We start from the raw sequence: 24818 nt of genomic DNA, 5'->3' as shown, positions 1-24818 counted from the left end.
CCGGTCAAACGGGAAGGTGGCCCAACAGGGCTATGAAACGATTTGTTTTACCGCTTTAAAATCTAAAAAACCTAAACCATACGACGTAAAAGTCGGGAGGAAAGATGGAAACTGTAGTTGGTCTAACCGCTATCGCTGTTGCACTGTTGATCGGCCTGGGCGCCCTGGGTACTGCCATTGGTTTCGGCCTGCTGGGCGGCAAATTCCTGGAAGGCGCAGCGCGTCAGCCAGAAATGGTCCCAATGCTGCAAGTTAAAATGTTCATCGTCGCCGGCCTGCTCGACGCCGTGACCATGATCGGCGTTGGTATCGCACTGTTCTTCACCTTCGCGAACCCCTTCGTTGGTCAACTCGCTGGCTAATCACTCGACGTTTCGAGTGATTGGGGTGATGGACAACGAATGAGCGAGGTGTTGGCGTGAACATTAATGCAACCCTGATTGGCCAATCCGTTGCGTTCTTCATTTTTGTAGTGTTTTGCATGAAGTTCGTGTGGCCTCCGGTCATCGCGGCTTTGCACGAACGTCAGAAGAAGATCGCGGATGGTTTGGACGCTGCCAGCCGTGCAGCTCGCGACCTGGAGTTGGCCCACGAGAAAGTGGGTCAGCAACTGCGCGAAGCTAAAGCACAGGCAGCCGAGATCATTGAGCAAGCCAAGAAACGCGGTAACCAGATCGTCGAAGAGGCTGTTGAAAAAGCCCGCGTCGAAGCTGACCGTGTGAAGGCTTCGGCTCATGCCGAGATCGAACAGGAACTGAACGGTGTCAAAGACGCGCTGCGTGCCCAACTGGGTGCTCTGGCCGTTGGCGGTGCTGAGAAGATCCTCGGTGCCACAATCGATCAAAACGCGCACGCGGAGCTGGTTAACAAACTGGCTGCTGAAATTTAAGCGAGGGCGATCATGGCAGAACTGACCACGTTGGCCCGACCTTACGCTAAGGCAGCCTTCGAGCACGCCCAGGCCCACCAGCAGCTGGCCTCTTGGTCAGCCATGCTCGGCCTGGCTGCAGCAGTGTCGCAAGACGACACCATGCAGCGCGTGCTCAAGGCCCCGCGCCTGACGAGCGCAGACAAGGCCGCCACTTTTATTGAAGTGTGCGGCGACAAGTTTGATGTGAAGGTGCAGAACTTCATCCACGTCATTGCCGAAAACGACCGTCTCCCGCTGTTGCCGGAGATCGCCGCTCTGTTCGACCTGTACAAGGCCGAAGCAGAGAAATCGGTAGACGTTGAAGTGACCAGTGCTTTCGCATTGAACCAAGAACAGCAAGACAAACTCGCCAAGGTTCTCAGTGCACGACTCAATCGGGAAGTGCGCCTGCAAGCTTCGGAGGACGCATCGCTTATTGGTGGTGTTGTTATCCGTGCCGGCGACCTGGTTATCGATGGCTCGATTCGCGGCAAAATCGCGAAACTTGCCGAAGCATTGAAATCTTGAGTTTGAAGGGGCAGCAGAGCAATGCAGCAACTCAATCCTTCCGAAATAAGTGAAATTATCAAGGGCCGCATCGACAAGCTCGATGTGACCTCCCAAGCCCGTAACGAAGGCACTGTCGTCAGCGTATCTGACGGCATCGTGCGGATTCACGGTCTGGCCGACGTCATGTACGGCGAGATGATCGAGTTTCCGGGCGGCGTCTACGGTATGGCCCTCAACCTGGAGCAAGACTCCGTAGGTGCCGTTGTATTGGGCGCATACACCAGTCTGGCTGAAGGCATGAGCGCCAAGTGCACAGGCCGCATCCTGGAGGTTCCGGTTGGTAAGGAACTGCTGGGTCGCGTAGTCGACGCACTGGGTAATCCTGTTGACGGTAAAGGTCCACTGGGCAACACCGAGACCGACGCGGTCGAGAAAGTTGCTCCAGGCGTGATCTGGCGTAAGTCGGTAGACCAGCCTGTACAGACTGGCTACAAGGCTGTCGACGCCATGATCCCAGTCGGCCGTGGCCAGCGTGAGCTGATCATCGGTGACCGTCAGATCGGTAAAACCGCTCTGGCGATCGACGCGATCATCAACCAGAAAGACAGCGGCATTTTCTGCGTCTACGTAGCGATCGGTCAGAAGCAATCGACTATCGCCAACGTGGTTCGCAAGCTGGAAGAAAACGGCGCCCTGGCCAACACGATCATCGTGGCTGCCAGTGCTTCGGAATCTCCTGCGCTGCAATTCCTGGCACCGTACTCCGGTTGCACCATGGGTGAATTCTTCCGCGACCGCGGTGAAGACGCGCTGATCGTTTATGACGATCTGTCCAAGCAAGCAGTGGCTTACCGCCAGATTTCCCTGCTGCTGCGCCGTCCACCAGGCCGTGAAGCTTACCCAGGCGACGTGTTCTATCTCCACTCCCGTCTGCTTGAGCGCGCATCCCGCGTTTCCGAAGAGTACGTAGAGAAGTTCACCAATGGCGCAGTGACCGGCAAAACCGGTTCCCTGACCGCACTGCCGATCATCGAAACCCAGGCTGGCGACGTTTCAGCGTTCGTTCCGACCAACGTGATTTCCATCACCGACGGTCAGATCTTCCTGGAATCGGCCATGTTCAACTCAGGCATCCGCCCTGCAGTGAACGCCGGTGTTTCGGTATCCCGTGTGGGTGGTGCCGCTCAGACCAAGATCATCAAGAAGCTCTCCGGTGGTATCCGTACCGCTCTGGCTCAGTACCGTGAACTGGCAGCATTTGCCCAGTTCGCTTCTGACCTGGACGAAGCGACCCGTAAGCAACTTGAGCATGGTCAGCGCGTTACCGAGCTGATGAAGCAGAAGCAATACGCCCCAATGTCGATCGCTGACATGGCGTTGTCGCTGTATGCCGCTGAGCGTGGGTTCCTGACCGACGTTGAAATCGCCAAGGTCGGCAGCTTTGAACAAGCGCTGATTGCTTACTTCAACCGCGATCACGCCGAATTGATGGCGAAGATCAACGTGAAGGGTGACTTCAATGACGATATCGACGCTGGCATGAAAGCCGGTATCGAGAAGTTCAAGGCCACCCAAACCTGGTAAGCCGCAGCGGGAGCCGCAAGGCTCCCGCTTGCTAACCTGATAGGTGTTACATGGCAGGCGCAAAAGAGATTCGCAGTAAGATTGCGAGCATCAAAAGCACGCAAAAAATTACCAGCGCCATGGAAAAAGTGGCGGTCAGCAAAATGCGCAAGGCACAAATGCGCATGGCTGCTAGCCGTCCTTATGCGGAGCGTATCCGCCAGGTAATTGGGCATCTGGCCAACGCCAACCCGGAATACCGCCACCCGTTCATGATCGAGCGCGCCGTCAAGCGTGCAGGTTATGTGGTAGTGAGCAGTGACCGTGGTTTGTGTGGTGGTCTGAATACCAACCTGTTCAAGGCCCTGGTCAAGGACATGGCGGTAAACCGCGAAAACGGCGTCGAGATTGATCTGTGTGTTGTTGGTAGCAAGGGTGCGGCCTTTTTCCGCAACTTCGGCGGTAACGTCGTTGCAGCTATCAGCCACCTGGGTGAAGAGCCGTCGATCAATGATTTGATCGGCAGTGTGAAGGTGATGCTGGATGCGTACCTGGAAGGCCGTATTGACCGCCTCTCCGTGGTATCCAACAAGTTCATCAACACCATGACCCAGCAGCCAACCGTGGAGCAATTGATTCCACTGGTGGCGACCCCGGATCAGGAACTCAAGCACCACTGGGACTACCTCTACGAACCAGACGCCAAAGAGCTGCTTGACGGCTTGATGGTGCGCTACGTGGAGTCGCAGGTGTACCAGGCGGTGGTCGAGAACAACGCAGCTGAACAAGCGGCGCGGATGATCGCGATGAAAAACGCTACCGATAACGCCGGTGATCTGATCAGCGATTTGCAGCTGATCTACAACAAGGCGCGTCAGGCTGCGATCACCCAAGAGATCTCGGAAATCGTCGGCGGCGCTGCCGCGGTTTAACGGTTCAAATATTCAGAGGATCCAGCTATGAGTAGCGGACGTATCGTTCAAATCATCGGCGCCGTTATCGACGTGGAATTTCCACGCGACAGCGTACCGAGCATCTACAACGCGCTGAAAGTACAAGGCGCGGAAACTACCCTGGAAGTTCAGCAGCAGCTGGGCGACGGCGTAGTTCGTACCATTGCGATGGGTTCCACCGAAGGCTTGAAGCGCGGTCTGGACGTTGTCGACACTGGCGCTGCCATCTCCGTACCGGTCGGTAAAGCGACCCTGGGCCGGATCATGGACGTACTGGGCAACCCGATCGACGAAGCTGGCCCGATCGCTACCGAAGAGCGCTGGGGCATTCACCGCGCAGCACCTTCGTTCGCAGAACAAGCAGGCGGCAACGACCTGCTGGAAACCGGCATCAAGGTTATCGACCTGGTTTGCCCGTTCGCCAAGGGCGGTAAAGTCGGTCTGTTCGGTGGTGCCGGTGTAGGCAAGACCGTAAACATGATGGAACTGATCCGTAACATCGCCATCGAGCACAGCGGTTATTCCGTGTTCGCAGGTGTGGGTGAGCGTACTCGTGAGGGTAACGACTTCTACCACGAGATGAAGGACTCCAACGTTCTGGACAAAGTGGCACTGGTTTACGGTCAGATGAACGAGCCGCCGGGAAACCGTCTGCGCGTAGCCCTGACTGGCCTGACCATGGCCGAGAAGTTCCGTGACGAAGGTAACGACGTTCTGCTGTTCGTCGACAACATCTACCGTTACACCCTGGCCGGTACTGAAGTATCCGCACTGCTGGGCCGTATGCCTTCGGCAGTAGGTTACCAGCCGACCCTGGCTGAAGAGATGGGCGTTCTGCAAGAACGTATCACTTCGACCAAGGAAGGTTCGATCACCTCGATCCAAGCGGTATACGTACCTGCGGATGACTTGACCGACCCGTCGCCAGCCACCACCTTCGCCCACTTGGACGCTACCGTCGTTCTGTCCCGTGACATCGCATCCCTGGGTATCTACCCAGCGGTCGATCCACTCGACTCGACGTCGCGCCAGCTGGACCCGAACGTGATCGGCCAGGAGCACTACGACACCGCTCGCGGCGTTCAGTACGTGCTGCAGCGCTACAAAGAACTGAAGGACATCATTGCGATCCTGGGTATGGACGAGCTGTCGGAAGCCGACAAGCAGTTGGTAAACCGTGCTCGTAAGATCCAGCGTTTCTTGTCGCAGCCGTTCTTCGTGGCTGAAGTCTTCACCGGTGCCTCGGGTAAATACGTTTCCCTGAAAGACACCATTGCTGGCTTCAAAGGCATCCTCAACGGTGACTACGACCACCTGCCAGAACAAGCGTTCTACATGGTCGGCGGCATCGAAGAAGCGATCGAGAAAGCCAAGAAACTGTAATCCTGGCGCCCGGAAACGGGCGCTCATCAGGTTGAGGCAATCAGATGGCTATGACAGTCCATTGCGATATCGTCAGCGCGGAAGGGGAAATTTTCTCCGGTCTGGTCGAGTTTGTAACAGCGCACGGTGACCTGGGTGATCTTGGTATCGCCATGGGTCACGCCCCGCTGATCACAAGCTTGAAGCCAGGTCCGATCACTCTGACCAAGCAAGGCGGGGAACGTGAGGTGTTTTACATCTCCGGTGGTTTCCTCGAGGTTCAGCCGAACATGGTCAAGGTACTTGCCGACACCGTGCAACGTGCTGGCGACCTGGATGAAGCCTCCGCTCAGGAAGCCGTCAAGGCTGCCGAGAAGGCGCTGAACGAAAAAGGCGCAGACTTCGACTACAGCGCTGCTGCAGTCCGTCTGGCCGAGGCCGCAGCCCAGCTGCGTACTCTCCAGCAGATCCGCAAGAAGTAAGCGGCCACGCCGTTTTGCTTGATGCGTGATTGATTAAAAAGGGTAGCCTCGGCTACCCTTTTTCTTTTTTGCAAAACACTTCTTTGGTCTGAACCCGGACCGCCCAGGATTGGTAGCCATTCATGTCTCTTGAAATCGTTATTCTCGCCGCAGGCCAGGGCACCCGCATGCGTTCAGCCCTGCCCAAGGTACTGCACCCGGTCGCGGGCAACTCCATGCTGGGTCATGTTATCCACAGCGCCCGCCAGTTGGACCCACAACGTATTCATGTGGTGATTGGCCACGGTGCAGACGTGGTCCGTGAGCGTCTGGCTGCGGACGATCTGAATTTCGTATTGCAAGACAAGCAGCTGGGCACCGGCCACGCGACCGCGCAGGCTGTGCCTTTCATCACCGCGGACACGGTATTGATCCTCTACGGCGATGTCCCGCTGATTGAAGTGGAAACCTTGCAACGCCTGCTCAAGCACGTGGTGCCTGGCCAGATGGGCCTGCTGACCGTTGAGCTGGATGACCCTACGGGCTACGGCCGCATTGTGCGCAACGCCGACGGCAAGGTGGCTGCCATCGTTGAACACAAAGATGCCAGCGAAGCCCAGCGCGCGATTACTGAAGGCAACACCGGCATTCTCGCGGTGCCTGCCAACAAGCTCGCCGACTGGATGAGCCGCCTGTCCAACAACAACGCCCAGGGCGAGTATTACCTCACCGACGTCATCGAGATGGCCGTCAGCGATGGCCTGCTGGTCGCCACCGAGCAGCCCCACCACCCGATGGAAGTGCAGGGCGCCAACGACCGCAAGCAACTGGCAGAGCTGGAACGTCACTATCAACTGCGCGAAGGCCTGCGCCTGATGGCCCAGGGCGTGACCCTGCGAGACCCGGCGCGTTTCGATGTACGTGGCGAAGTGACGGTGGGCCGCGACATCCTGATTGATATCAACGTGATCCTCGAAGGCCGCGTGATCATTGAAGACGGTGTGGTCATCGGCCCGAACTGCGTGATCAAGGACAGCACCTTGCGCAAAGGTGTGGTGGTCAAGGCCAACAGCCATATCGACGGTGCGGTGATGGGCGAGGGCAGCGATGCCGGGCCGTTTGCGCGCTTGCGTCCGGGTAGCGAGCTGGGAGCCAAGGCCCATGTGGGTAACTTTGTCGAACTGAAAAACGCTCACCTGGGCGAAGGCGCCAAAGTCGGCCACCTGACATACCTGGGCGATGCCGCCATCGGCGCACGCACCAATATTGGTGCCGGCACCATCACCTGCAACTATGACGGTGCCAACAAGCACCAGACCACCATTGGTGAAGACGTGTTCATCGGCTCCAATAACTCGCTGGTTGCTCCTGTAACCATCGGTGATGGTTCCAACACCGCAGCGGGCTCGACCATCAACCAGGATGTGGATAAGTCCCAACTGGCCGTTGCCCGTGCTCGCCAACGCAACATCGACGGCTGGAAACGCCCGGTCAAAATCAAGAAGAGCTGAGTTATCCACAACTCGATAGGTTGAGACTCACTCCTGTGGGAGCTGGCTTGCCTGCGATAGCGGCGTTCCAGGCAACATTACTGTTGACTGTCTGACCGCTATCGCAGGCAAGCCAGCTCCCACAGTTGTTTTGTGCAATGCCGAACGCTTTGCAAAAATTTTCTCCGCCCCTTGACGATCTTTCGCTAATAGGTTTTGATTGCCTTCGTTATCTTTCGAAACGAAACTTACCACTACCATGTCGAAACGAAACACCCCCCAACGACGCCACAATATCCTCACCTTGCTCAACGAACAGGGCGAAGTCAGCGTGGACGAGTTGGCCAAGCATTTCGAAACTTCGGAAGGGACCATCCGCAAGGACCTTGCTGCCCTCGAAAGTAACGGCTTGCTCCTGCGTCGCTATGGCGGCGCAATCACCATGCCCCAAGAGCTGGTGGGCGACGCTGCCCAGCCCATTTCGGCCTACAAGCGCGCCATTGCCCGTGCGGCCGTGAAGCGTTTGCGTGAACATGCGCGCATCATCATCGACAGCGGCAGCCCCACCGCCGCGATGATTCCTGAACTGGGCCATCAACCGGGCCTGGTGGTGATGACCAACTCCCTGAACGTGGCCCGCGCCTTGAGCGAATTGGAACACGAGCCCGTGCTGTTGATGACCGGCGGCACTTGGGACCCGCATTCGGACTCGTTCCAGGGGCAGGTCGCCGAGCAGGTCCTGCGTTCTTACGACTTTGATCAGTTGTTCATCGGCGCCGATGGCATCGATCTGCAGCGCGGCACCACCACCTTCAACGAGCTGCTGGGCTTGAGCCGTGTGATGGCCGAGGTCGCCCGTGAAGTGGTGGTGATGGTCGAATCCGACAAGATCGGCCGCAAGATTCCCAACCTGGAGCTGCCCTGGAGCAGCGTCCATACCCTTATTACCGATGATCGCCTGCCGCTTGAGGCCCGCGACCAGATCCAAGCCCGCGGCATTACGCTGATATGCGCGGCAATCATCTAGGAGAAACACCATGTGTGGAATTGTTGGCGCAGTCGCCGAACGTAACGTTACTGCCATCCTGATCGAAGGCCTCAAGCGCCTCGAATACCGCGGCTACGATAGCGCCGGTGTGGCCGTCTTCACTAACGCCGGCAAGCTGGAGCGCATGCGCCGCCCGGGCAAGGTCAGCGAGTTGGACCAGGCCCTGGCCGGTGAGCCGCTGGTAGGTCGCTTAGGGATCGCCCACACCCGTTGGGCCACCCACGGTGCACCGTGCGAGCGTAACGCTCACCCGCACTTCTCTGGCGACCTGGCGGTGGTGCACAACGGCATCATCGAAAACCATGAAGTGCTGCGTGAACAACTCAAGGGCCTGGGCTACGTCTTCACCTCGGACACCGACACCGAAGTGATCGCCCACTTGCTCAACCACAAGCTCAAGGACCATAGCGATCTGACCACCGCCCTTAAGGCCACGGTCAAGGAGCTGCACGGCGCCTACGGCCTGGCCGTGATCAGCGCCAGCCAGCCTGACCGCGTCGTGGCGGCCCGCAGCGGTAGCCCATTGGTAATCGGCCTGGGCCTGGGTGAGAACTTCCTCGCGTCCGACCAACTGGCCCTGCGCCAGGTGACCGACCGCTTCATGTACCTGGAAGAAGGCGACATTGCCGACATCCGCCGTGAAAGCGTGCAGATCTGGGACGTGAACGGTCAGTCCGTCGAGCGCGAAGCCGTGCAATACCGTGATGGCGCTGAAGCCGCCGACAAAGGCGAGTTCCGCCACTTCATGCTCAAGGAGATCCACGAGCAGCCGTCCGTGGTACAGCGCACCCTGGAAGGTCGCCTGAGCCAGAACCAAGTATTGGTCAACGCTTTCGGCCCGCAAGCCGCCGAACTGTTCGCCAAAGTGCGCAATGTGCAGATCGTCGCCTGTGGTACCAGCTACCACGCCGGTATGGTGGCGCGTTACTGGTTGGAAGAACTGGCCGGCATCCCGTGCCAGGTCGAAGTCGCCAGCGAGTTCCGCTATCGCAAGGTGGTGGTGCAGCCCGACACCCTGTTTGTGACCATTTCCCAGTCCGGCGAAACCGCCGACACCCTGGCCGCCCTGCGCAATGCCAAGGAACTGGGTTTCCTCGGCAGCCTGGCGATCTGTAACGTCAGCATCAGCTCCCTGGTGCGTGAATCCGACCTGACCCTGCTGACCCAGGCCGGTCGTGAAATCGGCGTCGCCTCCACTAAAGCCTTCACCACCCAACTGGTGGGCCTGTTGCTGCTGACCCTGTCCCTGGGCCAAGTGCGCGGCACCCTCGCTGAAGGTGTCGAAGCCACCCTGGTGGAAGAACTGCGCCGCCTGCCGACCCGCCTGGGCGAAGCCTTGGCCATGGACAGCACCGTGGAAAAAGTCGCCGAGCTGTTCGCCGACAAGAACCACACCCTGTTCCTAGGCCGTGGTGCGCAGTACCCGGTGGCGATGGAAGGCTCGCTGAAACTCAAGGAAATCTCGTACATCCACGCCGAAGCGTACCCTGCCGGTGAGCTGAAGCACGGCCCGCTGGCCCTGGTGGATGACGACATGCCGGTGGTTACCGTCGCACCAAACAACGAACTGCTGGAGAAGCTCAAGTCCAACCTGCAGGAAGTACGCGCCCGTGGCGGCCAACTGATCGTCTTCGCTGACGAGAAGGCCGGCATGACTAACGGTGAAGGCACCCACGTCATCAACATGCCGCACATCCACGACACCCTGTCGCCGATCCTCTACACCATCCCGCTGCAATTGCTGTCGTACTACGTCGCCGTGCTCAAGGGCACCGACGTTGACCAGCCGCGTAACCTGGCGAAGTCGGTGACGGTGGAGTAAGCCTTACTGACGTACCCAAAAGGTGGCTTTTGAGAATTAAAACGGTCGCATGCGAATTAAAACGGTCTCATGCGGCCGCTGAACCTCCTGGCCATCACATCTCAAGCCGAAGCTCCTCGCGCAGTGGCATCGGCAATTCAAGCGCGCGGAGAATTCGTATCGAATGACATTGAGGCCTGTGCTGAGGTTTCGGTGTTGATCTTCTGCCAACCAGGCGCTCTTCGCCTTGGTACTTTAAATAAAGCGGCTTTAAATAATGCTTCTACGTATTCAGCGCGATGAGTCAATACGTTCCTTTGTAGAGCGCAACATCTTTATTTTAGGAAAAGGCCTGTTTCCAAATTGGTATGTGTCTAAACGTATTACAACGGAAGACATCAGGTACATTGCATCGTTACTGAAATGGCATGGATGCTTTGGGTTCAATCGCGTTTTGCATAACCATACCCATCAACCGTTGCAGTCATTTTTTAAAAACTTTCAAGACATGGCCTATTCTGGCTCTAAATATATTGCTGAATTCGCAGATGTCGACCCTGCTTTTCCGAAGAGTTTGACCTTCTGTCCTGAATGCGTGAAGGCTGACTTGGCTACACTTGGTTTCTCATATTGGCGTAGGGCTTCCCTTGAATCTGTCGGCGTGTGTGCAATTCATAATGTCATTTTAGAGTCGATCTGCTCTCAATGTGATAGGCCATTTACCTCTCAAGGTCATAGTCGTAATGTTATGTGGGAGGGGTGTGGTGGAAAGTATCTTAGCGAAACCGCCACAAGGGTGAATAATAATCTCGCAGAGTTAAAGCGCGCACGGATAGTCGACGAAATTTATGAGTGCCAGTTTCACGTGTCATTGATTCCAGCCCTAGAAGCTCTGTCGATGAGATTCTCTTTAATCTCATCAAGGAAATCTTCGAAAACTCTCGACCAAGAAAAGCTGTTTAAATTATCGAATATCGTCTGTACCAGTCTCGTTCTAGTGAAAGAACATGCGATAAATAATGTTGCATTCTATTTTGAGCGCATCGACTTTGAAGCTATTATTGACTCAATAACTATGCTTTATGATAGTTTTCAGGACTTTTTGTCGGATGTCGTTGCACCCTGTGATCAACTACGTGCGTACACTTCATTATGGTCAACGTACAGGGCCGGGGGTCATGAGTCAGCCCATTATGTGGACGAAAACTATTCGCTTGGCGTTGGCTACTGGTATTGCCCGTATCCATCACCTTTATCTCTTGAATATGGTCGTGGCGATTACATTAGGACGCAGTCTCCGATAGCCTATGCATGCTGTTCATTTGTCGATGTAAAAGACGGTGGAGTGCAACGCGCGTCAAGCTGGGCGGATCCCCCACACCCCGCTATTCCGGTTATATGAACAGCGTTCTATCATGCCCATCAACCCTTATCGTTTTGTAAAAGTTCTCTTATAAGTAGTCTCGTCTTAGGATAATGCGTGCGTTTTTCTAATGATCGCGACAAGCTTGGAACTAGATTGTAAAGTGATAATTTACATAATCTCAGTTGGTGAAATTCGCCATGCACCTGACGCATCCTCGAAAGTATCAACTCCTGAAGTGCTACATCACGCTTGTCCCAGTCAATGGATGTGTAGTTTCCCAGCCTGCCGCATGGCAATTCCGAATTTCGCTCTAGCAACCAATCACGATCATTTCGATATAGCCAAGCGTATAAATTAGGTTTGCTCGATCGTAAATCGTTTGTGGACATGTGGCTGTTTTCTTTGATCGCACTGTCCCATTGGGCTCGAAAAGTACATAGATTTTCGCTGAGCTGTTTCTCTTGTCTTGACCGTTTTACTAATTGATCTGAAGATAGAAGGCGATTGACGGTGCTAATCGAAACTTTGAATTCAGAACAGATTTTATCTTTTGGGGCGCCCTTTTTCAGGCTCTCCAATATTGCAGTGCGTAATTTAGGTTTTAATTTTTTAGGCCTTCGACTAACTGAAGTTCTTATCTCACTGGTAGTAGGCCGTGGATCCTCTTCCGCGAAATAAACATTTTTAAGTTTAGCTGATGAATCAGCTTTACTTAGCACGTCGTATTGATCGATAAAGAGCTTAAGCCGTCCAAATATCCAAGTGATCAGCACCAGATGCTTTAGGGGATGGCATCTGCTACGAGCTTTGCGCGTCAGTTGTGCGATAAAAGCTGAGGCTTTTGACGGCGTAGTTGGGAGGGCGGTATATGGCGAATATGGTTGAATAAGCGATGCGTATTCGGCGAACGAGGTTACCGCCTTGTTTTGCACATCGAAGATTGCTCCAGAGAGAACGAGCGCATCTTTGTAAACGTTGGAGACGATATCCGGATCAAAGCAAAGTGATTTAGCAACAGACACAAGGTCGAGTACCGCTTCACTCATCGTTTTAAGAGCATTTTTAGCTACGTCGCTAGGATAGGGGCGCGAGTACGACTCAAACAGCTCTTCGCTCGGAAGAACCCATTTAAACCGACCCGACCACTGCCGATTCTCGATGCATTCCTTTAGAAGCTCTTCGTGAATGGGGCACAACACTACGCCTGGATATTGATGCGAAAGGTGCCAATAAGCGACACCCAGGGTTAGACGGTCCTCTCGCATGCAGGATGTGCATGCTTTCAAGGGATGTTCGGCTCCGAATCGACCGGTTACAAGGCCGAGACTGTACTTCATCGATCCAATTGCAGGGCTTTTCATCGCCAGGACTGCGTTGTCGATTCGATCTCTGCACTGAAATGGGATCAGCAGGGGGAGAATAGTGTGGTCATAGATAATCGATGTGGGTTCCCCCCAGAGGGCTGTCACCCGGGGATCTAGCGAGCTGACGTTACTGGGGAAGTCATGACTGATCGAACGCGGTGATGATCCGTACAGCCATTCTAACGTGCTGGAAGTGTCTAGGTGACCCAGAAATTGGTGTTGGCGGCTGCATAGACTGAAAAATGTCTCATCATCAAACCACCGCAAAATCGGGTCTGGCCGAGTCATGACCTACAGATCTATCAGTCGGATGGGGCTTTAGAATAGCCGAGGTTAATGGATCCTTAGAAATCACGATGAGGGATAACTACCGACTCTTTTAATTCCATTGCACGCTAAAGGTGCAGTGGGCACAGTATCCCAATCGTGATTACACGGAATTAACCTTCCATGCTTAGCTAAGGAATGCAGCGTCACACGCTTTACATCATGATTCTTTCTATTGTCATGCAACAATTTCAGGCGTTACCATAATTCGTTTTTTGTTTGCGATGCTTCGTCAATTTTCTGAATGGCAGACGCAGTAGAATTGCACTCCTGTTAACACCGGAAGTAATACTAGCATCTTACAAAGGAATACTTATCGCGTATCTATAATATTGATTTAGCAACTTAGAGACAGGGGACCCAAGCGCCAACTTGGGCCCCTGTGGATAAGTCAGATTAGACGGCTGACCTATCCATTCTCTATTCCTACCTGCACGACGTCAAGTCGCGCACGGTTTCGTTCGTCCACAGGAAAGTTGGTGTTATCCACAGAACTTACCCGTGTTCGAGCCCGCAATACTTGGGTTTTCATCAGCTTAAGAGTTTTATCCCCAAGCGATGTGAAGAAGTAAAGCCCAGAAATGGAATGTGTATATGACGCCGGAAGAACGAATTCAATTGATCCTCAGTCGCCAAAGCGGCTTTGACTGGGGCGACACGTACATCCCCTCCACCCTAGCTAAGCCACGCGAAGCTCCAAAGGGATCGCGTATTTGCAGGCTCAACAGCCGCAAGCTTGGTCGGGAAGTGCACGCGTTATCCACCCCTGAGAAAGTGTTCATCCAATTGGCTTTGTCCCATCCCGCTCTGTTCGATCTGCACGAGCAGAAAATGCTATGGCCGTTGGAATCCGGCAACCCATTGCGCGGTCACCCATTAATGAAAGGTGTTTTTCTGCCTTCGCTGAGAGGGACGGTCGAGGTCGCAAAAGACATTGGATTTAAGCATTACGAAATCGCTGTCGATTTACCCGACGGCCGCCGGACGAAAATTCCGTTTCCTTATCAGGGTGACCTGCTGCTTTACCTGAGAGGAGAGGAGGGCATTCCATACGCCGTCAACTGGACAATGAAAGATCGTAAAGAGGCATTTGGAGAACGCAGACTTTCGAGCCCGAAGACTCCGGTGCAGGAGAAGAAAGATCGGGATCATGCAACCCTTCGAACCAAGCTGGAAGATATGTACTACGCCAGCGCGGGTATACGAACTGTGCAAGTGTCTCTGGAGGAGCTTCCTCCCACAGTGATTGCTAATTTGGATTTGCTGTTCTCGACCCACGGGATCCCACTGACGCTCGAACGCAGCCTACTGGACGATTTCAGTGATGCTCTTCGAGAAGCTGTTAGCGATGGTGAGCCCGTTGCCTATCTGGCCATTAAATATGCGAAACGTTGGGGCCGACGTGACCAATTTATTACGAAAATCTACCAGGACATCTGGGAGCGCAAGCTCACCATCAATTTCTTCAAGCCAATCCTGATTGATCATCCTTTATCGACAGATGACGGTGATCTCCTGAAGGTGTACGGAACCCTCTTTCAGGAGAAGGAATCATGATGGCTGGTGCCAGGCTTATTGCTCCCGAGGGTTTTTGTTGCCTGGAGAAAGGCAAGATATATCACTTCCTTCACAGCAATGGTGGCACCAATCGGGTGCGACTGGTCAATTTCTGCGACGACGGTCGTAAGATCAGATCGCATCTGATCACTTTCACGAGGTTTGAATTCGAAGAAGCGCTTGAAGCCGGCTTTATTCTGGAGGACGGCCCGGCGGATAAAATCCCCCCGTGGCTAGCGCCGGTCGATGGACTCTCTGTAGCTCAGCGAGAGATGCTGCGTATTTCAACCACAGAGAGCTACGACCAGAAGGTTAACCGGCGTTTCGCAGCCATTTCCGAACTCGTTCTCCAGCTAGGCGAAATTCTGGCAAGCGATAACCCGGATGACATCATTAACGCTCATGCCAAGACCCTGAAGCCTTTGCAAAATACCTCACGCTTGCGGCTCTGGTTCTATACGTACATCGTTTTTGGTCGCAATAAGTGGTCATTGATGCCGCCCCTTCATCGTATCGGCGGCTGGGATCGTGATGACCCTTCGTATGTCCGCAGGCTGGGACGCCCTTCTCCAAAGGGCAAGTATTGGGGCTTTCGAGCAGACGCCGAAATGAAGGAAAAGATAATTGAAGGTTATGTCGAGTTTAGGGCTCCGAATAAGACAGCTAACGACATCTACAGTGAAATAGTAACGAAGAAGTTCGGCTGCAACGCCGTAAAGAGGAATGGCAAAATTGAGTTCATTCATCCTGATAACGAGCCGTTCCCTACGCGTTCTCAGATCAGAACTCAAATAGAGCGTCGATTCAGCCCAAGACAACGCTCTGTTGCCGTCAGAGGTGAGCACAAAACTCGTGCCAATACCGGCTCCCAAGGAAGCTTTGCTGACCGCTTACTTAATGTAAATCAACGTGTTGAGTTTGATGGCTACTACATATCTGAAAAGCTCTCAGGCATTTCGGAAGGAAGCGCGGTTGATAGTTTTTGTGTCGTTCGAGGAGTTTGCGGCCTTTCAGGACTCGTGGTGGGGATAGGCTTCGCTGAAGGCAAGGAGACTATGGATGCGTACAAAATGTGCCTACTTTCAATGGCTGCCAATAAAGTCAAATTCGCGGAGTTGTTTGGGCTAACTATCGGGCCCGACGAGTGGCCAAGTGAGGGCCTTTCACGCGGGATCGTCTTTGACCGCGGACCGGGAGCGAACTTTGACGTGGAATCGGCGATTAACTGGCTGGGTACCTTTGAAACCACCCCTGTATTTTCGGGGCAGTCCAAGGCCACCGTCGAGGCATCTCATCCACGTGACAAGAAGTCATTGGACCAGCCTACCTATGTACATAGTCGGCTTAACTTCGTTCAGATGGCTAAGCGGGAGATCCTCCAAGTCCTTATGGACAACCGCGGGTCTGATGCCAGCGGTCGCTTGGACGATGAACTGGTCCTCGCTGGAGTCATGCCCACCCCTCTCGCGATTTTCAACTACTGGGATCAACGAGGTCGAAACTCTGCGGACAGTATGCAACTCCACACTGCGATTCGAGAATTTCTCGCTGTGCGCCCTGCAGCAATTCGAAATGACGCCGTGTATTTTTACGGTCGCAAATATAGATCTGCGGAGCTTGTTGCCACTGGGGTATTCGATCGAGTCGCGAAAGACGGCGTGATAACCACTACTGCATACACGCTAACTATGTGCGTCCGCCATATTTGGATCGAAGTAAACGGTAGGCTTTATGAGCTGGATTTCATACGTTCTCAACGAACTCTCGATGGGACCGTGGACATCTCGCTACGTGACTTGCAGTTGTATGATCAAATGCGGCGCGATGGAAATGCTGCTTTTTATGATGAAATTCCTGCTGTTCAGCAGTTTTTTAAAAATCGGTTCAAACAGGAAACTGGAGAGGACTGGCATGCCGGGGATAGGAGAACTGGGCGCCCTGCGAAAAACGCATCAGCGCAACGTGATGAAGCAGATTACGATCGCTTTATGGGAAAGGCCAAATGAACAAGTTGATCGTTGACCGGTTCAGTGAATGCCTGGACATAGAGAAGATCCGCGCGAAGGTCACGGTCAGGCCTGACCCCGTTGCTGCGCTTGATTCCCTTGATGCCTTGATTGCCTCTGAGCAATTGGCAGGTACGTTGAAGCAGATCTTCATTCCCAATGAGTTCTCGCTAGCTTTCATACGGGAGATGGTTGGTAGAGCATCGATGCACAGCCAGATGCTATTCAAAAGTGAGGCGGAGTACGCATCGAAGGTCTTCAATCCGCCCGAGGTTGAAGTTTCTCCGGTCTGCCTCACCGGCCTGGCTGGCGTTGGTAAAAGCCAAACCATTACTGCTCTACGCAAGGTATTGCCTTTACCAACGGATTTTTCCTGTGACCTATACGAAGGGACCGTAACCTTGGTGTCTCACTGGTATGCGAGCGCACGTGGTAGGGCAAGCGGTAAGGCACTGCTCGAAGACTTTGTTTTCGGAGATGGCAAGCGAATAGGCAGAACCACAGTTGCTCAGTTACTGAAGGAGTCGCGCCGCAGGGCCAACAGAGATGGCGTTTCTCTTGCGCTGTTAGAAGAGATGCAACACACCAACGCCGGCTCTGGTGCTGCAAAGGTGACTGAGATTTTGCTTACCATGGCCGCAATTGGCTTGCCGATGGTTTTTGTCTGCAACTACAGCCTGGCTCACAAGCTGCTTGGACGAAACAGCGAGGACAAGCAGCGCCTGCTCACTGATCCCCGAATCATGTTGCCGGACGATCCTGATAGTGCGGATTGGCGCAGTTACGTTGCTGAATGCAGCAGAGTGAGCAACGGCTATATCAAAGCCGACGTCGGTGAGCTGGCCGTTGAGCTGTACCGCTGTACTTTTGGGATCAAGCGACTAGTGGTGCTGTTGTTGAAGCAGGCATACGTGGAATGCCGCAAAGCGAACCGGCGGTGGGTGAATCTGATCGATATCACTCGTGCGTACCGTTCTGCAGCATACACAGCAAGTGCCGCTGAGGTCGAAGAGCTACAGCTACAGGCGATGAGCAATCGCAAAAAGCAGAAGCACAAGGACTTGCAATGCCCCTTCGATCTGCCCGATGCGATGAAGTCAAACGTCGTAGATTTCACCCGTGCAGATCGTAGCGAACGTGTGATTGCGACTGTCTTTCAATCCGCGTTGAGCGAGAAAGAACGAGCAGCAGTTAGAGATATGGATACCCTGGGGATTGACGCGCCTCAGGCAGTTAAATCGCCCCGTCGCGCTCCAGTTTTGAATCTGACTGATGAGGAGAAAGCGAGTGCTTTCCTTGAGTATAAGGACAACGTGGCACGTCCCAAGCCAAAACGACCAATTTAACAAGCTAAATAAAACAGGTGTGCTTTCAGCAGTCTATCCCCAGTGTTAACCGCTTTTTCACTTTGTTAACCATCTTGGTTTACACAGTGAAAATTCGGTTTATCGACCCGAAAGTGCAGCGCGAATGGAATCGCCTTCCTCCAGGATAGCGCTCAACGGATCGCCGCCTTGGCTAAAAACGGCTGAACGCTTGCCTGAGGAGTCTCCAATGTCTATCACGACAAAAACCGCACTGTTGAATGTCGCGGAAACACAGATGCGCTCCAGAGGTTACTCAGCGTTCAGTTACGCCGACCTAGCAGCACAGATCGGCATCAGGAAAGCCAGCATTCATCATCACTTCCCGACCAAGGAATGTCTGGGCGCGGAATTGATCAGGGATTACATCCATCGATTCACAGAGACGCTTGGCTCGATAAAAACCAGGCATCCCGATCCGCTGTTGCGGCTACGTGAGTTTTCGCGGCTGTTCGTCGCCAGCGCCCATGGCGGGCTGCTGCCGTTGTGTGGTGCATTGGCGGCAGAAATGGCCGCATTGCCCATCTCGCTGCAAGAGCTCACTCGGGAATTCTTTGAGTCTCAGCTTGACTGGCTGACCACCCATCAATGATGCCGTCCAACTGCACCACTGGTTGCTGGATAAACCCGTTGAGGAATACGCCTTCATGCTGCTGAGCACGCTAGAGGGCTCAAGCCTCATCGATTGGGCATCGGGCCCGATCAACCTACCCTTTAGCTGGCTTTGACCATTTGCTTGAGTCGCTGGCAATGCGGTCTTCATATCTTCTCGCAGGATGACTTATGCAATACGAGCCATACCGAGAATCACTTCTAAGCATCCCACAGAGAAGAAAGACGTCCATTTCTCATATTGCCCGTGTAGCAAAACGAAAAGTGCTGCGACGACTCTTGGTCGAGTATTGGTTGATCTTGGTACGGTGTGGTGAATCAAAACTCGACAAAAGCGAAACGATTATAAAGCTATACGCTACACTCTCGCCAAATTCCGTAACAGAACACTCCCTGAGCGAATCAAAACCGTGGAATACCTTTCTGAAATCTTGAAGATCCTGGATGGAGCTCTCAAGGCAAATGCCAGCATGGCCTCCAACTATGCTGGCCTCTTGGCTGACAAGCTTGAGAGTGATGGTGATAAGAAACAGGCCCGCATGATCAGAGAGCGACTGGCGCGAGCACCTGTCGCTCTAGCCAGCGCGCAAGATGCTGCCAACGGGCTCAGCTTGTCGAATCTGCCTACCGACGGTGAAAGCCACCTGCATACGGTGGACGTAAGCTATCCGGCACTGGACCATGAGTTGCTGATTCTTTCGAGCGCCGTAGATAGCCGCATTCAGGAGTTCCTGGCGAACATCAATCGATATGATGATCTAGCCAGAGTCGGTGCCGCTATGCCAAGTCGACTGCTGACCTATGGGCCTCCAGGCACTGGCAAAACACGTCTTGCTCGTTACGTCGCAGCCAATCTTGGGATGCCACTTCTCACTGTTCGATGCGACACTCTGATCAGCAGTTTGCTGGGCCAGACCAGCCGAAATCTGCGTCGGGTGTTCGAATTCTCACAGCAGCGGCCCTGCGTCTTGTTTCTGGATGAGTTCGATGCGCTGGCTGGAGCTCGTGGCAATGAGCGCGACGTGGGCGAACTGCAGCGGGTGGTCATCGCATTGCTTCAGAACATTGATGCAGTGCCTGATAACACGATTATTATCGCAGCAACCAACCACGATCAGCTTCTGGATCCTGCTGTATGGCGTCGTTTTAGCTTCCGGATCCCGCTGGGCGAACCAGACTTTGCGCTGCGCACCTTGCTATGGAAGCAGTTCCTAGCACCGTTTAATTCCGAGGAATTGGATTTCTCCAACTTGGCTAAGGTTTCCGCAGGTATCACCGGCGCAAACATTGAACAGGTTTGTCTTGATACCAAGCGCGCGGCAGTGCTTTCTAACAAAACAGAAATAGATGAGGGCCAGTTGCTCCGCCGATTGGGTTTAAATCTTGCGCTGAGTGGTGGCCGGGTGCTATCTACTGTGGAGTCTGAAATACGGTGGCTTAATGGATGGGCACCTCGATACTTCTCCCTAAGAACATTAGGGCGGCTGTACGACCTGTCGACTAGGCGTATTACCAAGATCCTTAAGGAGGAGATCGTAAGTGGCCCGGAAGAACTTGCCCCCGGGGCATTCGCTGAATGCCAGGGTTGAAAACCCCTTTATCCATATCCCGTTCCAAGCACGGGATCTCAACGCTGTAGATGGCAACGCCAGAAGCCCAAAACCGCTACTGGATGTTGATGAGGCCTACCGCCAAGCCCTCTCGATGGGCTTGGCAAGCGCTATGACAGCGCTTTCGCGAGAGAAAGCACTTCATCCCCAAGCACTGACGCACTTGGTTCTCAAGCTGCGAGAACAGGGAATCGCTAAAACCCACAGACCTATAAAGTTGGCTGAAGAAGCCAGCCTCCAACCTGCAGGCCATGCTCGTATCAACGAAATGCTTGTCGGTGCGTCGTCGAAAAGCCTGAACGACTTGAATAAAGTGATTCTCCAGCGCGGAACGCAGAAAATTCTTCATAACCTGAGCGTAATCGAAGAAATTCAGCCTTGGAGCCGTGAGCGACGTAATCCAGAAGGCAGCGCGCGACTGTTGGAGCACGGCCGAGCGGTGTTGCGACTTTTCCAATATCAGCACGATGCTTTCAATGCCTATAACTATGAGACCGTGCAGCGCACGCTTAAGTTGTTATCACTCCCGTTTATTGAAATTCCCCAAGGCCGAGGCTTGCCAGTATTCGCCATTCGAGACCTAGACAAGATTCAAAATGACCATCTTGAGTTGCTGCTCGATTTCCCCGGTATACGAACAGTATTCGCCGAGCCTGTATTCAGGCCACGCCAGGCTGTTGCCACACCTCAAAGCGGCGGGAATGCCGCTCAGGCTTCAGCCGATCTGGACGGTCTGCCGACAGTTGGGGTTTTCGATACCGGGGTGAGTCCCTCGGCCAAAGCAATCGCTCATTACGTTACGTCACGTGACCCGTACGTACTGCCCCCGGATACCAACTACGAGCACGGCACTGCGGTTGGATCATTGGTCGCCGCCGGAGCTCATTTCAATAATAAGCACACGTGGCTGCCTTCAACGCCCGCGTTGATTCATGACGTATGTGCGTTGGAGGTAGGTGGTTCCAACATGTCGGATTTGGAGCTGCGTCTTAGCCAAGCAGTACGCCGGCGCCCCGACGTTAAGATTTGGAACATTTCGATCGGTGGCGATCCATGTGACGAAAGCCTATTCAGCGATTTCGCCATGACGATGGATGAGCTAAGCGACAAGTACCAAGTGCTCTTCGTGGTTGCAGCTGGGAATTACAACGACGAGCCTCGGCGGCAGTGGTTAACGCCTGCGACTTTGACGGACAGGATTTCTTGCCCAGGTGAGTCCGTGCGGTCACTGACCGTCGGCTCGATCTCGCATATTGATGCGGCTGACGCGCTGTCTGCCGTCGGCCATCCAGCTCCATACTCGCGCTCAGGTCCTGGACCGGTATTCACACCCAAACCCGACATCACCCATGTAGGTGGAGGTGTACATGCCCCGTGGAACGCCGGTCAGGCAAGCCTCTTAGTTCTAGGTCCTACCGATCAGTTGCATTATTCGTTCGGAACTAGCTATGCGGCACCGTTGGCGTCGAGCATGGCGGCTCATGCTTGGCGGGCCATCGCCGGTCGTCCTGGTCTTGATCCGTCGCCATCGCTGGTCAAGGCGTTAATGATTCATGCCGCTCAGCTTTCATCGCCCGATTACGATGCCTACCATCGCCGCTACCTCGGCGCTGGGCGGCCAGATGATGTATTGAAAGCGCTCTACGATTCTAATGACAGCTTCACGTTGGTGTTCCAGGCCAATCTAGTTCCTGGAAACATGCGTTGGCGGAAGGCCAACTACCCTATGCCGGACGTGCTGATGGATGGGGACAAGTTCCGCGGCGAAATCATCATAACGGCCGCTTATGCTCCACCGCTGGATCCGAACGCAGGGAGTGAATACGTACGGGCGAACATTGAGTTGAGCTTCGGACTCATCCATGGCGAGACAATCAAGGGTATGGTTCCTATGGATAGCGATGAGGGACGAAGTGGTTATGAGGCTGCTCAGATCACATGCGGTAGCAAATGGTCACCCGTAAAAGTGCATCGCAACAGCTTCCCGAGAGGCGTCACAGGTGAGCAGTGGGGGCTACAGGCGACTGCTCTTCTGCGTGCATATGAGCCAGCTCTGATAGAGCCTTTGCCAGTCCACATCATTGTCACTGTTCGCTCACTGGACGGAGATCCACAGGTTCGCGCAGCGGGCCTTCGAGCCCTTGCCCAGACCAACTGGGTGAACACACCACTGCCTGTGCGAGTACCGCTCCGCGTGTGATTAAGATTATTGGCGTAGCCTGATAGATATCGAACGTAAACTCTGGGTCGTATTTTCTATCTACCAGCTCAAGAGGCCCATGAGGAGACAGGGATGTTCAATTTGCTAGTTGCTGGCCATAGTGAGATGTGGGAAACGCCGCCGTATTCATTTGGGTTAGGACGATTCAAAGAGTACAGCGGTATTGATGCCGCTGCGATAGATCCGGCTCGCCCTGAGTCTATGCGCCGCCTGGAAGAGGTGCCCACCCTACTGATGTATGAGGTGGGCGCCGGCGGACCTCATGCCCGAGTAGTTCGTCATGGACGTATACGGAATATCTCACGCAGGGCGAACGAACTGACATTTGCTTTTGAACTTGACCAACAACATGCCTTCCTAGATAGGTCACAGGTTCTCGGCATTGCTGATCGCCTTGGAATCGATCAATTCGAGAAGCATCGTACACACTGGGCAATCAAGGATGGTGAACTCCCCCCTGAACTAATTGCGACGGGAGCTGCTGAACGTGTACAGCGTCCTGTCACCGTTGTCGCCGCCGAATTCACCGAAGCAAAACGCGAGCGCCGAGGTCCTGAAGCGGCCGACCTCGAAGAAGAGCTTGGGGGTTATCCGCCATCGCTGGAGAAAGCGATGGCATTGCTCCCAGCTCGAATTCTTCAGCACCCAACACCCGAACTCTTTCCAATTCTTGGAATTGAACCTCGTACAGCCGAAGGACGTAATGCATTGGTGGCTGTACTCGCCCGAGATGCCAGGGGCCGGCAATTGCCGCAGGACTGGTCCTTTTCCATTGCTTGGTTCCTTAGCCTTTATGGCAGCGCCACCGAGAGAGCTCGGCTTAACACGGCCCTATCTGATTGCGCGCAACGCTTGATCGAGCTAGGAGGGGATGAGTCAGAACGAGACGGGCTAGTCGAGGAGATTGGATATGCGCTTTGGCGAAGTAGTAGAAACCGCATGCTTATCGGGCGTCTTCGCCGAGAAACCGCCGTGCTTACTGATCGGCTGATCAGGCGACAGGAGCCGTTAGGTTGCTGGCGGGATCGATCTGGCGGTGATTCCATTGAAAGCGTACGAGCCACGGCGTTCGCTACAGTTGCCCTACAGCGCATAGGGGACGACCGGTATCATCAAGCGATTGGGCAGGCCGTTGCTTGGCTCTTGACCACAATCTTGCCCGAGAGCGGAGCTTTTCCACGGGATACTATCAACCGCGAGCCCGACCTCATCAGCACAGTTTTGGCGCTGGAAGCAATTCGTAGGTCGGATCAAGCAGATGAAATTCCTCATGTTCTCGAAGCTGGAGAGACTTGGTTAGTGGCTGGGCAGACGATTCTCGGGGGGTGGGAGGCTGAACCATGGACTGAGAATTTTACGGCTGGGGTAATTTTGGATTATTTGGCTAACAGGGGCCAAATGCTTGCGCAAGTAGACGGGTTTCTGTTGATGGCCCGAGATTTCTTCAGAAAAGCGGAAGAACTGCAATTGGAGGGTGGAGCGAATAATCGCCGGCTTGCTGCGATTGCCACTGTTCACGCTGTGGAGATGTTTCTTTATGGACTTTTCGAGCGGCGCGAAGATCTGGCCCTTTCAGCCTTCAAAGAGAATGGAACTGAGACTCTTGGGCCCCGTGAGGCATTGCGGGCGTTGCAAGACGCTCTTCAGCGAATTGGCGTATTAACACCTCCTCAGCGCCTACCCCATCGCGATAGGATCAGCGCCCTTATCGGTCGTAGGGACGGCATCATCCATCGCGCGCATGAGGTGAGTGAAGCCGAGCTGTCGGAAGGCATGCGCGATGCAAGGAGCTTTATAGACCGTTTCGCAAAATTATTGTTGAACCTAGATCTATTGCAATAGAAGGGCGGCGTGTCCTAGGAACAACGGCGATTCAATCCCTCAACCATCCTCCGGTGCCCTGAGTTCCGGAGGATCGCACCGGAGGTTCGTCCGTAGAGTTAATATTTGGGGATGAAAAGCTAAAAAATCACTGTTCGTGAACCAATTCAAGATCACAGAAGACCTTGATTTTCTCTATCAACCTTATGATTTTAAAGTGTTTTTTTGTATTTTTTTTTGAAAAGCGCGTCACCTATATCTAGAGAGAGCTGTTCCGAATTCGGTAGAAAGGTCTCATCAGAAGCCATTTTGAGATCTACCAAAATGAATAACTTTCGCAAAGCTGTAGAAGCACTGGAAAGACTCGCATCTACCCCCGGTGTCAGGATAGTTGTCGCCTCTCCTGATTTACCCCCAAAGAGCATACCGAGGGCGGAAAGAGGCAGGTTGTGACGTACTATTCACCCGAACG

The 24818-nt window shown here is 54.0% G+C and carries 18 protein-coding genes and 1 pseudogene; 18 read left to right on the top strand and 1 reads right to left on the bottom strand.

All coding sequences use genetic code 11. The features are described 5' to 3' along the window. Positions 1-104: 104 nt before the first annotated feature. The 11 genes from atpE to CER19_RS28530 all read left to right on the top strand — a co-directional run bounded on the left by atpE (position 105) and on the right by CER19_RS28530 (position 11500). Entirely contained in the window at positions 105-362 is a 258-nt protein-coding gene (gene atpE / locus CER19_RS04800) for a F0F1 ATP synthase subunit C (protein WP_002555987.1), read from the top strand. Positions 363-418: 56 nt separating this feature from the next. Continuing rightward, on the top strand, positions 419-889 hold the full coding sequence (locus tag CER19_RS04795) for a F0F1 ATP synthase subunit B (protein WP_003195835.1): 471 nt from the start codon (positions 419-421) through the stop codon (positions 887-889). A 12-nt stretch (positions 890-901) separates the two neighbouring features. Continuing rightward, a complete protein-coding gene (locus CER19_RS04790; RefSeq protein ID WP_003195833.1) occupies positions 902-1438 on the top strand; it encodes a F0F1 ATP synthase subunit delta in 537 nt (178 codons plus the stop codon). 21 nt (positions 1439-1459) lie between these two features. Continuing rightward, the gene (atpA, locus tag CER19_RS04785; RefSeq protein WP_003195831.1) at positions 1460-3004 is read left to right on the top strand and encodes a F0F1 ATP synthase subunit alpha; all 1545 of its coding nucleotides are present in this window, start codon (positions 1460-1462) and stop codon (positions 3002-3004) included. Positions 3005-3054: 50 nt separating this feature from the next. Further along, on the top strand, positions 3055-3915 hold the full coding sequence (atpG, locus tag CER19_RS04780; RefSeq protein ID WP_005792602.1) for a F0F1 ATP synthase subunit gamma: 861 nt from the start codon (positions 3055-3057) through the stop codon (positions 3913-3915). Positions 3916-3942: 27 nt separating this feature from the next. Further along, positions 3943-5319, top strand: coding sequence for a F0F1 ATP synthase subunit beta (atpD, locus tag CER19_RS04775; protein WP_003195827.1), 1377 nt, complete (start codon positions 3943-3945; stop codon positions 5317-5319). Between the two features lie 44 nt (positions 5320-5363). Next, the gene (locus CER19_RS04770; RefSeq protein WP_003195825.1) at positions 5364-5780 is read left to right on the top strand and encodes a F0F1 ATP synthase subunit epsilon; all 417 of its coding nucleotides are present in this window, start codon (positions 5364-5366) and stop codon (positions 5778-5780) included. Positions 5781-5902: 122 nt separating this feature from the next. After that, positions 5903-7270, top strand: coding sequence for a bifunctional UDP-N-acetylglucosamine diphosphorylase/glucosamine-1-phosphate N-acetyltransferase GlmU (gene glmU / locus CER19_RS04765; protein WP_116665566.1), 1368 nt, complete (start codon positions 5903-5905; stop codon positions 7268-7270). 238 nt (positions 7271-7508) lie between these two features. After that, on the top strand, positions 7509-8276 hold the full coding sequence (locus CER19_RS04760; protein ID WP_116665565.1) for a DeoR/GlpR family DNA-binding transcription regulator: 768 nt from the start codon (positions 7509-7511) through the stop codon (positions 8274-8276). Positions 8277-8286: 10 nt separating this feature from the next. Then, positions 8287-10119: a glutamine--fructose-6-phosphate transaminase (isomerizing) gene (gene glmS / locus CER19_RS04755; protein ID WP_032894388.1), complete on the top strand. Its 1833-nt coding sequence runs from the start codon at positions 8287-8289 to the stop codon at positions 10117-10119. 256 nt (positions 10120-10375) lie between these two features. Continuing rightward, positions 10376-11500: a hypothetical protein gene (locus tag CER19_RS28530; protein ID WP_133298306.1), complete on the top strand. Its 1125-nt coding sequence runs from the start codon at positions 10376-10378 to the stop codon at positions 11498-11500. Between the two features lie 20 nt (positions 11501-11520). On the opposite strand, the gene CER19_RS04750 is transcribed toward CER19_RS28530, so the two are convergent. Further along, positions 11521-13116, bottom strand: coding sequence for a TnsD family Tn7-like transposition protein (locus CER19_RS04750; RefSeq protein WP_116665564.1), 1596 nt, complete (start codon positions 13114-13116; stop codon positions 11521-11523). 633 nt (positions 13117-13749) lie between these two features. Here CER19_RS04750 and CER19_RS04745 point away from each other — a divergent pair. The 7 genes and pseudogenes from CER19_RS04745 (at position 13750) to CER19_RS04715 (ending at position 24367) form a co-directional block, all read left to right on the top strand. After that, positions 13750-14712 carry a transposase gene (locus CER19_RS04745; RefSeq protein WP_116665563.1) on the top strand — a complete coding sequence of 321 codons (963 nt, stop codon included), beginning with the start codon at positions 13750-13752 and terminating at the stop codon, positions 14710-14712. Further along, positions 14709-16718: a transposase gene (locus tag CER19_RS29005; protein WP_256660382.1), complete on the top strand. Its 2010-nt coding sequence runs from the start codon at positions 14709-14711 to the stop codon at positions 16716-16718. The genes CER19_RS04745 and CER19_RS29005 overlap by 4 nt, the downstream gene beginning before the upstream one ends. After that, positions 16715-18064, top strand: a complete 1350-nt coding sequence (locus CER19_RS04735) for a transposase (protein ID WP_116665562.1) — start codon at positions 16715-16717, stop codon at positions 18062-18064. The genes CER19_RS29005 and CER19_RS04735 overlap by 4 nt, the downstream gene beginning before the upstream one ends. A gap of 208 nt (positions 18065-18272) precedes the next feature. Next, positions 18273-18862: pseudogene (locus tag CER19_RS04730) on the top strand (TetR/AcrR family transcriptional regulator). A 242-nt stretch (positions 18863-19104) separates the two neighbouring features. Next, positions 19105-20283: an anti-phage ATPase IteA gene (iteA, locus tag CER19_RS04725; protein WP_218568475.1), complete on the top strand. Its 1179-nt coding sequence runs from the start codon at positions 19105-19107 to the stop codon at positions 20281-20283. Next, entirely contained in the window at positions 20234-22504 is a 2271-nt protein-coding gene (gene iteS, locus CER19_RS04720; protein ID WP_116665561.1) for a S8 family anti-phage peptidase IteS, read from the top strand. The genes iteA and iteS overlap by 50 nt, the downstream gene beginning before the upstream one ends. Before the next feature lie 93 nt (positions 22505-22597). After that, the gene (locus CER19_RS04715) at positions 22598-24367 is read left to right on the top strand and encodes a terpene cyclase/mutase family protein (protein ID WP_116665560.1); all 1770 of its coding nucleotides are present in this window, start codon (positions 22598-22600) and stop codon (positions 24365-24367) included. Positions 24368-24818: the final 451 nt, after the last annotated feature.

Origin of the sequence: Pseudomonas sp. GL93, assembly GCF_003408955.1 — a bacterium.
In the GTDB taxonomy this organism is placed as follows: Bacteria; Pseudomonadota; Gammaproteobacteria; order Pseudomonadales; family Pseudomonadaceae; genus Aquipseudomonas; species Aquipseudomonas paracarnis.
Note: the sequence above shows the minus strand (reverse complement) of the source record. Positions and strands in the feature narration are given on the sequence as shown.

Bases quoted from the DNA above. Each gene is read 5' to 3' on its own strand.
- CER19_RS29005 (WP_256660382.1), top strand. From the start codon at position 14,709: ATGATGGCTGGTGCCAGGCTTATTGCTCCCGAGGGTTTTTGTTGCCTG.
- glmS (WP_032894388.1), top strand. From the start codon at position 8,287: ATGTGTGGAATTGTTGGCGCAGTCGCCGAACGTAACGTTACTGCCATC.
- atpG (WP_005792602.1), top strand. From the start codon at position 3,055: ATGGCAGGCGCAAAAGAGATTCGCAGTAAGATTGCGAGCATCAAAAGC.
- CER19_RS04750 (WP_116665564.1), bottom strand. From the start codon at position 13,116: ATGACTCGGCCAGACCCGATTTTGCGGTGGTTTGATGATGAGACATTT.
- CER19_RS04735 (WP_116665562.1), top strand. From the start codon at position 16,715: ATGAACAAGTTGATCGTTGACCGGTTCAGTGAATGCCTGGACATAGAG.
- CER19_RS04770 (WP_003195825.1), top strand. From the start codon at position 5,364: ATGGCTATGACAGTCCATTGCGATATCGTCAGCGCGGAAGGGGAAATT.
- atpE (WP_002555987.1), top strand. From the start codon at position 105: ATGGAAACTGTAGTTGGTCTAACCGCTATCGCTGTTGCACTGTTGATC.
- atpD (WP_003195827.1), top strand. From the start codon at position 3,943: ATGAGTAGCGGACGTATCGTTCAAATCATCGGCGCCGTTATCGACGTG.
- CER19_RS04715 (WP_116665560.1), top strand. From the start codon at position 22,598: ATGTTCAATTTGCTAGTTGCTGGCCATAGTGAGATGTGGGAAACGCCG.
- CER19_RS04760 (WP_116665565.1), top strand. From the start codon at position 7,509: ATGTCGAAACGAAACACCCCCCAACGACGCCACAATATCCTCACCTTG.
- atpA (WP_003195831.1), top strand. From the start codon at position 1,460: ATGCAGCAACTCAATCCTTCCGAAATAAGTGAAATTATCAAGGGCCGC.
- CER19_RS04790 (WP_003195833.1), top strand. From the start codon at position 902: ATGGCAGAACTGACCACGTTGGCCCGACCTTACGCTAAGGCAGCCTTC.
- CER19_RS04745 (WP_116665563.1), top strand. From the start codon at position 13,750: ATGACGCCGGAAGAACGAATTCAATTGATCCTCAGTCGCCAAAGCGGC.
- CER19_RS28530 (WP_133298306.1), top strand. From the start codon at position 10,376: ATGCTTCTACGTATTCAGCGCGATGAGTCAATACGTTCCTTTGTAGAG.
- glmU (WP_116665566.1), top strand. From the start codon at position 5,903: ATGTCTCTTGAAATCGTTATTCTCGCCGCAGGCCAGGGCACCCGCATG.